Source organism: Cryobacterium adonitolivorans (assembly GCF_004402695.1).
In the GTDB taxonomy this organism is placed as follows: domain Bacteria; phylum Actinomycetota; class Actinomycetes; order Actinomycetales; family Microbacteriaceae; genus Cryobacterium; species Cryobacterium adonitolivorans.
The window spans coordinates 39,240-51,865 of sequence record NZ_SOFL01000034.1 but is presented as its reverse complement, the minus strand read 5'-3'; the positions used below and the strand labels follow the sequence as shown (position 1 = coordinate 51,865).

The following is a 12,626-nucleotide window of genomic DNA, read 5'->3' as shown; positions in this document are numbered from 1 at the left end:
GTTCAGGTGGTGGCGGTTGAGCTGGCGGTTACGTCGTCTTGGTCGCCTTCCCAGAAGTGGCCTAGTCCGGCGTCGACCATGCTGCGGATCAGCGCGGCCGCGTTGATGCCGCGTGCAGCTCGGTCGGGAAACGACAGGGTGACGGTGATGCTCTGGGTGGGGGCCGCCTGGTCGACGTCGCCGTGCTGCGCGTCGGTGGCGTATTGGTACGTCCACGCGATGGCAACGGCGCCGCCCGACCCGTCGCCTGGGGGAGTGATGGTGGCGCGGTGTTCGTCCTGGCCGGGGTGGGGTGCTCTGCTGCAGCTCCACTGGATCCCGAGGACCCCGACGGTCGTTGTTCCGCACGTGGCCCCGGTGGGGCTGAGGTCGGCGGCGGGGGCGTCCTGGTCGAGCTGGTGCGCCTCGAGCGTGCCGGGGCGTTGGTAGGTGATGATCATGGCCGGATCTCCTGTGGTCCCTGTGTCGGGACCGTTCTCGAGGGTGGGTGCCGGGCGGGGCCGGCTGCAGCTGGTGGGGGAGTGTGAAGGGGTTTCCCCTCACGGCCGGCCCTGGGTGGGCCGGCCGTTTGGGCGGGACTACTCCGGCCGCACGAGCTGCTGAATCTCGGCGTATGGGGCGGTGTCGGTCCAGGTGTAGCCGGTGCTGACGCTGACTGTTTTGAGGTTGGCGCGCACGACTTCGCGCCACTGGCCGCGGATCTTCACCCGGTCGCCCTTCTTGACGGTGGAGCGGTCGTAGCCGGTGGCCGTGCCGCTGACGACCTGGGCGGCGCGCACGGCTTCCCAATAGGCGATCTGGTCGCGCTTCTCGTCGATGTGCGGGGCGAGGCGGGTAGTCCGGGCCTGGATCTGCTCGGCGGTGGCCTCGATGTAACCGCGTGTGTCGTCGTAGCACTGCGCGATTATGCGGCGTTCGAGCCTGCGGAGCTCAGCGCCCAACGCCTCGATGCGGTTGGCCACGGTGACCGGGTTGTAACGGGCGTCGGTGGTGTGGGTGGCCGCGTCGGCGTGGGCCTGGGCGATGGTGGCCTCTGCGCTGGCTTCGACTGATTTGCGAATGGCGTTATCTGCTTTGGCGATCGCGTTGCGGTGTCGACCTTCCGAATGGTGGCCAACCTTGATCGGCTCGCCTCCCTCGGGCAGCCGGTCCAGCGCTGCGCGCGCATTGTTCCAGGCGGCATCTTCCGCGCCGGTTTTGCGCTCTGCCTTCGCGGCCAGGGCATCTACCCGGTCGGCCTGACGCTCGATCTTTCCGGCCTCGACGTCGGCGGTCGTGCGGTGGGTGCTGTCGATTTCGGTTGTGACCTCGAACCCGGCGGCTTCAAGTGCCGACTTGGTGCGGGTGATGGTGTGCAGCTTGGGCAGGCAGTCGCGGGACTGGGGGACGAACCATGCGCTGATGCTGCGGCCCCAGCGCCATCCGGTGGACTTGAGGACTTCGGCGGTTCCGTCGCCTCGGCTGGTTCCGTCGATCATGGTTCCGGCTTCGTGGGTGTGGGTGATGGTGAGCATGAGTTTTTCCCTCGATCTAGGCGAAGCTGTCGGCGTAGCGGGTGGCGGTGCAGGTTGCGCCCGGCTGAGAATCTGCGGCACCTTCGGACCGGCAACCACGGCAGGCGCACCCGCTGGCGGAGCGCTCCCGGGGGTAGGTGTTCTCGTACGGGTGATCTGACTCGGCCATGGGTTCTCTTCCTCGTGAACAACTGTTTTTTTGCCCTATCTGGCAAGAGAAATCGATAGCGACCGGGAGTGCCGCAGTGCACGGATTCTCGGGCGAAATAAGCCCGCAGGGTGCGTCCGAGAATGTGGGTGACGAGGCACGGGAGGGAGCTACGGTGAAACGCCAGAAAGGACAAAAAGACCCATTGGACAGTGCCGCGCAGCGGCTCCAATTTGCTCATGACGGCATCGCCGTCACGGTTTTGCAAGTGATATCACTCTGATATCCATCGGCCGCTCAGCGGCTCAAAATGGGGGATGGGTACAGCGGCCGCGCCGCTGTTCCGTCACGACCCATTCAGGACGTGTGCCTAGTCATCGCCGGCTCAAGACGTGCGTTCCGGGGTTCGGGTCGCCTGGCCCGCCGTCGTGCGCGACATGCCCGGACATTTGCTCAGCTGCAGCGACGCTGACATTCCGATTAGTCGATCTTTTCTGGCCGATCAGACGTGCGGTGCAGCCGAGTAGCATCGGTGCCGGGGGGAACAACAAATGAACACTCGATCTCGTAGGTCCGCCAAGGCACTGGTGGCCGCGACAGTGCTGCTCATGCTGGGCGCGCTAACGGGGTGTTCACTGAGCCCGGCTGAAGGAAACGCTCGAACGCCGGCAGCGGACAAGAACGCTGACTCTGGCACCTGCGAGTTCACGGCCACCCGGGAATCCTTTAATTCGGACCACCCCCATAACACGGCCCTGTTCTACGTCAAGCTCACCAACACCGGGGCGACCAGCTGCACCGTCTCAGGATTCCCCGAGGTCGCCCTTCTCGACGCCGCAGGGCAAGTCATCGACAACCCGGCTACGAAACGCGACACCATTCCCGCCCACAGCATCACCGTCACACCCCAGGACGCCGCTTACCTCTTGGTCAGAGTGGCCGGCCAGAATCTCTACCCAGACTGTCCGCTGCTTGGGGCTGAATCATTACGGATCGGACTCCCACAATCCAGCGCGGAGATCCTGATTGATGTCACCGACCTCACCATCTGCGACGCCGCGACATCAGGCTGGCTCATCTACAACCTCGCCGACACCCCGCGCAGGCCACACTCCTAAAACAGATGTGTCACCTGGCCACTGCCGGCGTTAGGGAGGGCCGCCTAGAAGATGCTGGCGGTAACGCCCAGAATCAGGCATGACCCCAGGATTCCAAGCGTGCTCACCATGACCGAACGCCACACGGGAAAGCCGTGGCGCCCAGCAAGCACGGACACTGGGATCGCCGCCAGGACAGTCACGCTGAACAGACCAAATCCGCCCAGGACGGTGGCAAAGAACTCCTCGCCATCGTTCGAGTTGGGATCCCCCGCCCACCACCCGTTCTGCGCTCCCAACGATTGAATACCTATCCCCAAAAACAGAAGAGGCAGCAACGCGACAAAAACTGCGACCACATCAACCAGCACAATGCGTCTAACGAATTCTCTCCTCGTTATCGGCGCCGGTACTGCCGCATCCTGGCCGAGACCCGCAGTGGGAAGCGCCGATTCAGTCATCTCAGCACGCTACCCAACTTCGCCGTCGCGTGGGCATCTCCGCCGCACGGACTGGCCCACTAGGCGGCATCTCCCAAGTATTGCCAGCGGCTCTCGGGATTGAGGTTGCCGGCAGCGACGAGCTCCAGCGCCAGATCGACGGCAAAGGGGGGGGCGGGGGGCGGGGCGGGGGTTATGTAGTGATTGTGGCCGGACTGTACGTGGGGTTGTGCGCAGCCGCTCCGAGTTACTTTCGACGGCATCGGCGGGCATCACCCTGAAAGGGTGATCTTTCGTCACCCTGAAAGGGTGATCTCTCGTCACCCTTTCAGGTGATGTCGCTCTGTTCTCCCCGGCCGCGCAGCGGCACAACATCGGGGACGGGTACAGCGGCCGCGCCGCTGTTCGGTCACGACCCGTCAGGGGCGTGTGCCTGGGTGCAGGTTCCGGCCTCCGTGCCGGAGCCGGGGACGGCGGAACCCGGCGCGGCAGTAGGGGGACTGTCGCGCCGGGTCGGGGCTGAAGCTACTCCTGAGTGCCCTTAGCGGCTACGGCTACGGCTGCCTTGGTCGCGGTCTTCTCGGCAACAGCGTTGATCACGATTTGCTCAACGTCGCTGAGGCCGTAGCCCCATGCGGCCAGCTGCAGCAAGTAGCGAGCGCTGTAGGTGTTCGGGTGGCGCCAGGTTTCCTTGCTGGTGCTGTCCTCGATACCGGCCAGGATGATTGCGAGGGCGACGTGCTGCGCCTTGGTGGGGGAGTGCTCCACCAGCGCGGAGAGCTTGTCACGCGACCAGTAGTCGGCCCGCTTCAATCCGAGCAGCGTGTGCGCGAGCACGTTGCCGTTCTGGATGGCTTTGCCGACCATGCTGTGGTGCACGGTCAGGCCCACGGTGATGGCCTGGGTGGCATCCTTCGGGAGCGTCTTGCGGCTCAGGAACTCGGCCAACCATTCGCGGCGCACGACCTCAGCGCTGGCCCACGCCTTGTTGTTGGCAATCAGGGTCTTACGTTCGGCCTTCTGCTCGTCGGTCATCGGGCCGCTGGTGGCCCCGCTGCCGCTGGACTTACGGAACCCGGCAGCATTCGGGTCTTTCAGGTAGTAGCGCACGGTGGCGGTGTCATTGCTGCTGTACGCGTACACGTACGCGGCCCGACCCTCACTCGCCGCGATGTGCTCGGCGGTGACTGACTCACCGTCTGCGGTGGTCAGGTAGCTGATGCTCGTGTAGTCGTTTTCGTAGGATCCCCGGTCACGGTCCAGAACCGTAAAGCCGCGCGCGATCAGGTCGGCGGCCGCGTCTGCCTTCATCGTGGCCACGCGCTTGTCGTCGCGTGCGCGCTGCGCTGCGTGGGCGAACTGCTCGGGGCTGGTGGTGGCAATGTCGATGAGCACGGACACGGTTTCGTCGTCGCCCTCGAACTCGATCAGCGCGGCAGCCTGGTCGAGAGTGAGGGAGTGGCTGACGATGGCGGATGCCGCGACGGCGTTCTCTGCCACGGCGATTCCGGCCTTGACTGTGGCGGGCTTGCTGCCCAGTCGCTTGGCGATCACCGCGGGGGTCAGTCCCTCGAAAGCCAACTGCTGGAACGCGGCCACCCGGTCGGCGTCGGTGACGGCCTCGCGGTGATCGTTCTCGGCCATCTGCTGCACAATCCGCTCGACAGTAGTCTCATCGGCGGCTACTACGTAGGCGGGGATCGTAGCCAAACCGGCCTCACGAGCGGCCAGGGTGCGGCGCTGACCGGCTCGCACGATGATGTTGCCCTGGTCGTCGCGGCGGGCGAGGATCGGCGTCAGGACGCCGTTTGCCTTGATGCTGGCCACGAACTCGCGGCCCAACTGAGCTTCGGTGCGCACGTTCGCTTCTACAACGATCAGGTTCGGGTCAACGTGCTCGATAGTTCCGACATTTACGGTGCTGGTAGTCATTGGGTTCTCTCTCCATCAACTGATTTTTTTGCCTGTCTGGCAAGAGAAATCGATTGAGAGCGGGAGTGCCGAAGAGCAGGGACGTGGAATACCGCAAGCGCAGCGAGGATATGCCGCGAAAGCCCGGAACGCAGGCGCGGAGCGAACTACGGTGAAACGGCCAGACAGATAAAAAATGCAAGAAGGCGACCGCGCAGCGGTTCCCAGGCCCGAAGGGCCCACCGTGGGGTGCCGGCCGACTAGGGCGTGTTGCTAAATGGTTGACCAGCACTCGTCGCTGACGCTGGGGATGTGTCGCGTAATGTGCTGTCGGACGAGACCCGGGCTCTGCTCGGTCCGTAGATCGTCGGCTCGTGGTGGAGACAGTGATCTGGCACTGGCGCGGCATTGCGATGCGCTCCGACAAGATCGCTCGGAACTACAACGCCGCGCCCTGCCTTGCAGCGTCCCTTCAGTAGCCACCGCCGCCTCAGAAAACGAGGACTGAGCGGGGGTCAGAGCTGCTTCCGCATCTTGACGGTAGTGGTTTCATATCCGGCTGACTCGTACAGTCCCCGCGCGGCCTCGTTGTGACCGAACACGCTAAGGCCCAGCGTGCGCGCTCCTGCCGCTCGGGCGTGGTCTTCAGCGAGCCGCATCGCCGCTCGCCCGTAGCTCTTGCCTCGGTATTCGGGCTCGACTACGACGTCCCAGACCCACCACGAAGTGTCATCGCCCGAGCTGTCGCGACCGATCCAGAGGTACCCGACGGTGCCATCCGTGTCGTGAACGAGGTCAAACACAGCGTTATCCGCGGTGGGGGCACCTGCGGGGAATGCCCGCTTTAGAGAATCGGCGGCATGCCGATCTGCAGCGTGTGGCGTCTCACCAGCAGTGATCAGGTCTGCTTCGTACTCGGCGTGGCACCGTTCCTGCCACGAGGGGAACCGTTGTGCGTTAATCGGGACGAGGGTGATCGGCATGCGGCCAGTCTGACAGCGTCCCCGCCCTCTCTTACCCATTTAGCAACACGCATTAGGCCGCGCTCGACCACCAGAGCGAGCCAGGAGCCAGCATTCCGTTGACGGCCCAATAGCGGGCCATTCGGTGATCGCCTCGGCCTTCGCTGTCACGGGGGTAGAGCGGCCAGCTGCGTTCACCTGGTCGGCTGTCGGTGAATTCGAGAGTGCGGCTAGTGACGTGGAGTCGGCGCGTGCGGGCTCTCGGCGCTGTGGTCATCCGGTCGATTTCGGCGTGCCACCATGCCCACACTTCGCGTTCGGCTCGATACCGTTCGGCTCGATCAGCCAGCGTGCCGGCTACTCCCTCGGTGACAGCTGCATGGTCCCGAAGATCCCTCTTGGACCTGGCCCAGCCATCGGGGTGTTTGACGATGAGCTTGTGACGACGTAGCCGGCTGAGGATGGTGGTGGTGTGCCTGGTCGAGACACCTAGTAGGCGAGCGGTTGTTTCGACGGTGAGTGCGGGGATCTGGCGTAGGAGTGCGTAAATCTTCCCGGCGAGATGTCCGAGCCCGGCGCGGGTGAACAGGTCGTGTCGCTGGTCGGTGAGTTGGTTCTCGAGCGCGGTTACCAACGAGGCTCTGAGGTTAAAGAGTTCGGAAGGGGGGCGGGGGTTATTGAGTGGTTGTGGCCGGACTGTTCCGGGGGTTGTGGAAAACTCGCGGAGTAGGCGCCATTCGGCGGCGTTGCTGTCGTCGCTGGGCGTCACTCGGTCGATGAATCCGTCCCGAGCGAGTGCTGTGAGCGCGTCTGCGGCCGTGGTGCGGCCGAGCCCTCCCATGAGTGCGAGGTCGCGGGTGGAGGCCGCTACGACGCGTTTGCCGGTCTGCAGAGTCAGGTAAGCGAGGGAGAGCAGGATCGTGCGCTGCGAGATTGCCTTCTCGGTGCGACCCCAACGGCCAGGGGAAGCTGTCAGGCGGCTCAGGAGCACGTCTACGTCGGTGACGAGGGCGTTCAGCTCCGTGAGGTCGGCGGGTTCACGGGAGGCCGGCAGCGGGCGTTGTACGGCCGCGAACTGCAGGGCCTTGGCCCATTGGCGTTCCAGTCGGGCGCGGGCTTCGCTCGTGGTGCGGGTGTGGCGGCTGCCTCGGCCGTTGTTCTTGGTGCGGTAGTGCTCCATGCCCGGGGCGTTCTTGGCGGCGTGTTCGACGTCGCTCAAGGTCCATCCGGCGTTGGCTGCGGAGAGCAGGCACGCAAACCCGGTCCAGCTGGGGTTGCTGCCGCCGCCGATGGTGGCCATGTGGGCGGTGCCCGCACGGCTGAGGTGGCGGTGTGCCCGGTGGTGGTCGTTCACTGGACCGGCCGGGGCGCTGTCGGCGGCGCGCAGCGCCGGTTTGCGCTTCTCGAGGGCTGCCGTGAGGGCTGCGAGGTCGTCAAGCGTCGTTGTGGGGTCAATGAGGGCGTCGAGGTCGCCCCAGAGCACAGTGGAGCTGCTGCCGTCGCGGTGCGGCGACAGAGGCGGACGCGCGGCGCCGGTACGCGGGTTGTTGAGCATGCCGTGATCGAGGGTGCCGAAATTGGCGTGCGCGGCGCCCGAAAGGGCGGCCATGCGCTCAGCAGCCGCGCCGTCGCCGAGGGTGATCCAGATGTGCCGGCCACCGGTGCCGGAGGACTGGCAGACAACATGAGCGATCGACAGGGTGTCGAGGACGCGTGAGAGAGCGTCGCACTCGTCGTGCGCCTGTTCCATGAGGTCGACGTCGACCTCACCCTTGATCTTGCCGTCAAAGTCGAAGCAGAGGACGCGGAAGAATCCGCTCTCGTCAGCCAGGTTCATCGCCCACGGCGTCGTGGGGGAGTGCGGCCCGACGCGGTGCACGCTGGGATAGGCGTTCTCGTCGAGACGGCCGTAGGCGTCCCGTTTCATCACGCGCACCTGGTCGCGGGGGCTGATTCGTCGCGTCAAATCCCAGGCCGTCCACCCTTTAGAGGACACGCTGAAAGTATTTTGCGTGTTTTTGCGGTCGAAAACAGCGCTATCAGGTACTATCAGGTCATCACCTTCCTCCGGTTGGTGGTACTTCAAAGGCCCGGTTCAACCGGATCTTTACTGGAAATAGCTCGAACCTCGTAGCCGGCAAGCAGAAGAGGGTTTGAGCGCCAATGCTTCAAGGCCCGTCGTTTTCACGACGGGCCTTATGCGTTAATCGGGGTTGATAGGCAACTCCTCGTTGCTCGTGGTTGGCATCCACTCGGGCAGACCCTCGGCTGTAAGCGGGAGGTTCCGGACCATTAGCTCGACAAAGACAGCAGCTGAAACGCCGCCTTTGGCCGCGATTCGCTCTAGTTCGAGCTTGTCGGCTTCCTCGATCGCGTAGCCGAGCCGCACGGACTTCGTGCGCGTGTTACGCGGAAGGCGTGGATGGGTCATACCGAGAAGGTTAATGCTGCATGTATAAGCGTGTCCATATTCGGTGCGGTGTGTCGGGATCTAAGTCCGGTCATGGCGCTGCTTTTGGTGCTCATTCGTCGTAGTTTCTTGCACAGGTGTCGTCGCACAGGGTCTGACCGAAGAGTGCGTAGAACTTTTCGGGGTCTACCCAGTTCGGGGCGAGCGGGTCATTTGCCAATGTTGCAACGTCAGCGTTGGTGGTTCCAAGGGTGTTAACCCGGATATCGAGGTGGCAGCCGGTGCTAGGCGCTTCGTTCCCGATGGCGGTGATTTGCTGGCCCGTGGTGACCGGATCGCCTTCTGCAACGGTTCGATCGGTGACGTGACTGTGGAGGTAGGACACGGTGTAGCCCTCCGGGCTCTTGACCGAGAGGGTGAGCCGGTTCGAGACCGTTACGGTGCCAGGGGCGATTGCGTAGACAGGGGTTCCGCACGCGCCAACCAGGTCGTCGGCGGGGTGGTAGGTGCTGGCACCTTCCACGCGACCTGGCCGGGGGCCGAAGTTGTCGCTCATGTCGTACGGCTTGGTCAGCGGGAAGCCGATGGGGCCGTCAGCGCAACCCGCCGCGGCCGACGCGGGTACGGCGTCTGTTGTGGCGTCGGATGGCGTAGTGCCGCCGCTGAGCGCTGCGGTGATCTGTCCGGCCCCGGCCCAATACTTCGTATAGAAGTAGGGATCGGCGTTGACCTGGACAGCGTGAGCGACGAGGGTCGGCTCCATCGACTGCCAGTTTTTTACGCCCGGAAGTCGCTCGTAGAACTTGGTCGCGGAGGTGAATGGGTCCAGTCGTTCTTCGGTGGTTCCCCAGCTGCTCTGCTGCTGAAAGGGACCGATTGAATCAGCGATTGAGCCGTCTGGGTTGATCGCATTATCGCCGTAGGTGAGCGATTGCAGGCTTGATTCGCCCATGGCCGTCATGACGCCGATTTGCTGGGCTCGCGCGTCGAGGCCGAGCTTTTGGGCCGCGTTCATTACGCCAGCAGCGACCACGAGCTGGTCGTAGTTGTACCCGGCTATCGGCCCCTGAGGGACCTTGGAAACGTCGACGGTTGAGGCGGTGCCACCGCCTCCGCACGCCGCCGTGCCCTTGCCGCCGCCCGCTCCCATTAGGAGTAGGAAGATCCCGAAAAGCCCACCGATCACTAGGACGGGCACTAGCAGCAAGACGATTGCTGCCCCTGAGCCTTTTTTCTCCCCCACGGTTGTCTACCTCGCTGGTGGTGTTACTCGGTCGGCCAGCCACGGGTCAGTCGGGGCCTGGCGGGTGAGGGAAACGATGTATTCCCCGATGTTCGTCGGGACGATCACGAGCAGCGCGTATTCAGTAGCGCCCTCGACGACGGATCCAGGTCCCGTGACTTCGTTCACGGGCACCTTGGCGGGGTTGGTCCCGGCATACGCCGTGCCTGCAGTCTGGGTGAGGTGTGGATACAGGCCATTGATCCACGTGGTTTCGTCGACGTCTGGGCGCGCGAACGCGGTCATCAGATTCTCTGCGACGGTCACCGCCGCCGCGGTGTTCGTCTCGTCAGGGGGCGCGGCCGTGGTCACATCGAGGCCGTCACTGAGGCCGTCTTCCGGTACCGACTCTGTTGGAACCGTGCTCGAGGTGGCTGCCGGTGTGACCTCGGCCTGAGGCGAGCACGCTGAGAGTCCTGCGACAGTTACCGTGACGGCCAGAATGGCCGTTGCAGCCCTCACAGGCCCTCTGCAACGGCTGCTGCAGCTGCGAGCCAAGCACGCTTCGTGGCGGGAGCCAGAGCGTCATAGCGGAGCTTTCCGCCGTGCAGCGCGTCGTCATACGGGATGGTGACAGCGCGGCGGGAGAGAACGGCGAAGCCGTTCGCGATCGCCTGGGCGCCGCTGGCCGTTTTTTCGGACTGAGAGACGATGACGACGGCGTTGGCTGCAAGCTGCGCGGAACGCTCGTCGCGCTGCGCGAGTGCTTCGAGCAGGAGCGCGCCGGCCTCGGCGGACTCGTCGAGGGCTGTGGTGGCGATGACGAGCTGGTTGGTCCGCTCGATCATCTGCTGCCAGCGTTCGGCGCTCTCGTCGTTGCCGGAGTCAACGAACACGAGACGGAAGTATTTGCTGGCGACCTGGTGGAGTGAATCGAACTCTGCGCGGGTGATCTTCTGTTCGGCTGACAAGACGATGGGGTTGGAGCGAAGCACGTCGTACTTGTCGCCGGTCTGGTGGTGCACGTAGTGCGCCAGATCCGACGACTGCGCGCCGGGCGAGAGTAGGCGGTTGGTCTGGGGCAGCAAGTCCTGCACCGTGGCATCGTGGCCGCCTTGTTCCGTCCGCCAGCCGAGCGTGCCGCGCGTCTCGTTGTTATCCCATGCGAGCACCCCGGATCCGCCATAGCGGGCGAACACGGCCGCGAGGATCGCGGTCGAGGGCGTCTTGTTGGCCCCGCCTTTGCCGTTGACGATGGAGATAGTTCGCGGGCCTGCCCAGTGCTGGCTGACCGCGTGCACGTCGGCACGTTCGGCCATCTCCTCGGCGGATGGGGCGACCTGGATTCCGGCCCGGCTGAGCATTCCGCGCCAGCCCCTCGACGCGGGCTCCTGCGGGGTTTCCTGAACGAGGAAGGAGGCGCGGGCAGCGCGGCGCTCACTAGTGACGATGGGCTCTGCTGCGTCCTTGATCGCTGCTCTGGTCGTGGCCGGCGGCGGGCTGATCATCGCGGAGGGTGCGGCTGCCGGTGCATCCTTTACTTTGCTCGAGGCGGCGGGCGGCGCCGTAACGATCCGCGAGGGCGTGGTGTCGTTCTTTTCGTTGTAGACGAATTCGCCCACGGCCTCCACCTTGCCGTCAGGGTGAACATTCAGCCGACCCTGGCCGAGAGCGTCATCGGTGACCAACAGCACGGGACGTCCAGCCATGCGGGCGCGGCCCGTCACCTGAGAGAAGATCTGGGTGCGCACATCCGCATCGTCCGTCCCGGTGACATTGTGCTTCACACCGTCGACGTCGAGGACGCCCGTCAAATCGGCCCGCACAGTCGCGTAGATGGTGGGTTGAGCTGAATCGTGCTGAGCCATAGTCGGCCTCTCGCTTTTGGGTTAGTCGGTGATGTTGTTGCTACGGCGGAGCAGCCATGCTTTGAAGTCATCGCGGAGGATCACCCAAACCTTGCCGATCTTGATGGCCGGCAAGGGGTCGTCGCTGTTTTTGGTGATGAGGTTTCGGATCGTGATGACGGTCACGCCGAACAATTCGGCCGCTTGTTCTGGGGAGAGCGTCTTTGGCAGGTCCGCAAACATGTCGTCAAGTGCGGTCACGTCAAAAGCTCCATGCTGATTCATATCGGCAGTCTAGATCTCTAACAATACGTATAGAACTGTATAGATATTCACGAGCTACTATAGGGGTCATAGGGTTCGCTTCCGTTCAAAGAGGGGTGCCGGGTACGTGAGACTAATTATCGCGTGGGAACGTCACAGGAAGTCGTCATACTTGAACCCGCGATAGCGAAGGAGAACCCGTGTCGGATACCCAGCACCCCTGGCTTGCGGAAACAATCGAGCCCGAAGACGCTCTCATCCCGGTAGTTGAAGAGTCCCGTGAACTTCCACGACCCCAGACACCGCAGCCCGGTGTCCGAACTCCCGAGATGGCCGACCGGCTGCCCCGTCGAGATGTGAACCGCCCCGCGACCCTCTGGTGGCTGGGCGTTCACGGCGGCGCGGGCGAAAGCACGCTCGCCGCGACGGTCGCCGGATCGCGCTCGGCCGGGCATGCCTGGCCCACGGCCAACGACGGATCACTGTCTAACGTGCTCCTGGTCGCCCGGTCCAACGCGAACGGGCTGGCTGCTGCGCAGCGTGCGGCAACGGAGTGGGCGTCTGGCTCGCTCCCGATGGTCCGTCTGCTGGGCCTCGTCATCGTTGCTGACTCACGCGGCAAGCTTCCCAAGCCCCTCCGCGACCTGGCACAGGTCGTCTCGGGCGGGGTCCCGCAAGTTTGGCAAGTCCCGTGGGTTGAGGAGTGGCGGCTCGGAGAGCCGTTCGACCTTGATTCATCTCCCAAAGAAGTCCGTGCGTTGGCCGCTTCGGTCACCGCCCTGATCGCACCAACCGCCTAAACCGAAAGGAC

13 protein-coding genes are annotated in these 12,626 nt (G+C 64.3%); 2 read left to right on the top strand and 11 right to left on the bottom strand.

Annotated features, from left to right (window positions below; translation table 11 throughout):
• Nucleotides 1-2 precede the first annotated feature (2 nt).
• Together E3O42_RS10360 and E3O42_RS10355 are read right to left on the bottom strand one after the other, a co-directional pair.
• Complete coding sequence (locus E3O42_RS10360; protein ID WP_134453871.1) at nt 3-440, bottom strand: hypothetical protein; 438 nt, start codon at nt 438-440, stop codon at nt 3-5.
• A 138-nt stretch (nt 441-578) separates the two neighbouring features.
• Entirely contained in the window at nt 579-1,514 is a 936-nt protein-coding gene (locus E3O42_RS10355; RefSeq protein ID WP_134453870.1) for a DUF3560 domain-containing protein, read from the bottom strand.
• Nucleotides 1,515-2,213: 699 nt separating this feature from the next.
• On the opposite strand from E3O42_RS10355, the gene E3O42_RS10350 reads away from it, so the two are divergent.
• Nucleotides 2,214-2,780: a DUF4232 domain-containing protein gene (locus E3O42_RS10350; protein WP_134453869.1), complete on the top strand. Its 567-nt coding sequence runs from the start codon at nt 2,214-2,216 to the stop codon at nt 2,778-2,780.
• Nucleotides 2,781-2,824: 44 nt separating this feature from the next.
• Here the strand turns inward: E3O42_RS10350 and E3O42_RS10345 are convergent, their stop codons facing one another.
• The 9 genes from E3O42_RS10345 to E3O42_RS10305 form a co-directional block, all read right to left on the bottom strand.
• The gene (locus tag E3O42_RS10345; protein WP_134453868.1) at nt 2,825-3,220 is read right to left on the bottom strand and encodes a hypothetical protein; all 396 of its coding nucleotides are present in this window, start codon (nt 3,218-3,220) and stop codon (nt 2,825-2,827) included.
• A gap of 504 nt (nt 3,221-3,724) precedes the next feature.
• Complete coding sequence (locus E3O42_RS10340; protein WP_134453867.1) at nt 3,725-5,131, bottom strand: ParB/RepB/Spo0J family partition protein; 1,407 nt, start codon at nt 5,129-5,131, stop codon at nt 3,725-3,727.
• 494 nt (nt 5,132-5,625) lie between these two features.
• A complete protein-coding gene (locus E3O42_RS10335; RefSeq protein ID WP_134453866.1) occupies nt 5,626-6,093 on the bottom strand; it encodes a GNAT family N-acetyltransferase in 468 nt (155 codons plus the stop codon).
• 52 nt (nt 6,094-6,145) lie between these two features.
• Nucleotides 6,146-7,999 carry a hypothetical protein gene (locus tag E3O42_RS10330; RefSeq protein WP_241984763.1) on the bottom strand — a complete coding sequence of 618 codons (1,854 nt, stop codon included), beginning with the start codon at nt 7,997-7,999 and terminating at the stop codon, nt 6,146-6,148.
• A 276-nt stretch (nt 8,000-8,275) separates the two neighbouring features.
• A complete protein-coding gene (locus tag E3O42_RS10325; RefSeq protein ID WP_133163808.1) occupies nt 8,276-8,503 on the bottom strand; it encodes a hypothetical protein in 228 nt (75 codons plus the stop codon).
• A 91-nt stretch (nt 8,504-8,594) separates the two neighbouring features.
• Nucleotides 8,595-9,515: a M23 family metallopeptidase gene (locus tag E3O42_RS10320; protein ID WP_166787959.1), complete on the bottom strand. Its 921-nt coding sequence runs from the start codon at nt 9,513-9,515 to the stop codon at nt 8,595-8,597.
• A 216-nt stretch (nt 9,516-9,731) separates the two neighbouring features.
• Entirely contained in the window at nt 9,732-10,226 is a 495-nt protein-coding gene (locus E3O42_RS10315; protein WP_134453863.1) for a hypothetical protein, read from the bottom strand.
• The gene (locus E3O42_RS10310; RefSeq protein WP_134453862.1) at nt 10,223-11,572 is read right to left on the bottom strand and encodes a MinD/ParA family ATP-binding protein; all 1,350 of its coding nucleotides are present in this window, start codon (nt 11,570-11,572) and stop codon (nt 10,223-10,225) included. Before E3O42_RS10310 ends, E3O42_RS10315 begins: the two co-directional genes overlap by 4 nt.
• A 21-nt stretch (nt 11,573-11,593) precedes the next feature.
• Nucleotides 11,594-11,836: a helix-turn-helix domain-containing protein gene (locus tag E3O42_RS10305; RefSeq protein WP_134453861.1), complete on the bottom strand. Its 243-nt coding sequence runs from the start codon at nt 11,834-11,836 to the stop codon at nt 11,594-11,596.
• A gap of 179 nt (nt 11,837-12,015) precedes the next feature.
• On the opposite strand from E3O42_RS10305, the gene E3O42_RS10300 reads away from it, so the two are divergent.
• A complete protein-coding gene (locus E3O42_RS10300) occupies nt 12,016-12,615 on the top strand; it encodes a DUF6668 family protein (RefSeq protein WP_134453860.1) in 600 nt (199 codons plus the stop codon).
• The last annotated feature ends 11 nt before the right edge of the window (nt 12,616-12,626 follow it).

Bases quoted from the DNA above. Each gene is read 5' to 3' on its own strand.
- E3O42_RS10360 (WP_134453871.1), bottom strand. From the start codon at position 440: ATGATCATCACCTACCAACGCCCCGGCACGCTCGAGGCGCACCAGCTC.
- E3O42_RS10355 (WP_134453870.1), bottom strand. From the start codon at position 1,514: ATGCTCACCATCACCCACACCCACGAAGCCGGAACCATGATCGACGGA.
- E3O42_RS10350 (WP_134453869.1), top strand. From the start codon at position 2,214: ATGAACACTCGATCTCGTAGGTCCGCCAAGGCACTGGTGGCCGCGACA.
- E3O42_RS10345 (WP_134453868.1), bottom strand. From the start codon at position 3,220: ATGACTGAATCGGCGCTTCCCACTGCGGGTCTCGGCCAGGATGCGGCA.
- E3O42_RS10340 (WP_134453867.1), bottom strand. From the start codon at position 5,131: ATGACTACCAGCACCGTAAATGTCGGAACTATCGAGCACGTTGACCCG.
- E3O42_RS10335 (WP_134453866.1), bottom strand. From the start codon at position 6,093: ATGCCGATCACCCTCGTCCCGATTAACGCACAACGGTTCCCCTCGTGG.
- E3O42_RS10330 (WP_241984763.1), bottom strand. From the start codon at position 7,999: ATGAAACGGGACGCCTACGGCCGTCTCGACGAGAACGCCTATCCCAGC.
- E3O42_RS10325 (WP_133163808.1), bottom strand. From the start codon at position 8,503: ATGACCCATCCACGCCTTCCGCGTAACACGCGCACGAAGTCCGTGCGG.
- E3O42_RS10310 (WP_134453862.1), bottom strand. From the start codon at position 11,572: ATGGCTCAGCACGATTCAGCTCAACCCACCATCTACGCGACTGTGCGG.
- E3O42_RS10305 (WP_134453861.1), bottom strand. From the start codon at position 11,836: ATGAATCAGCATGGAGCTTTTGACGTGACCGCACTTGACGACATGTTT.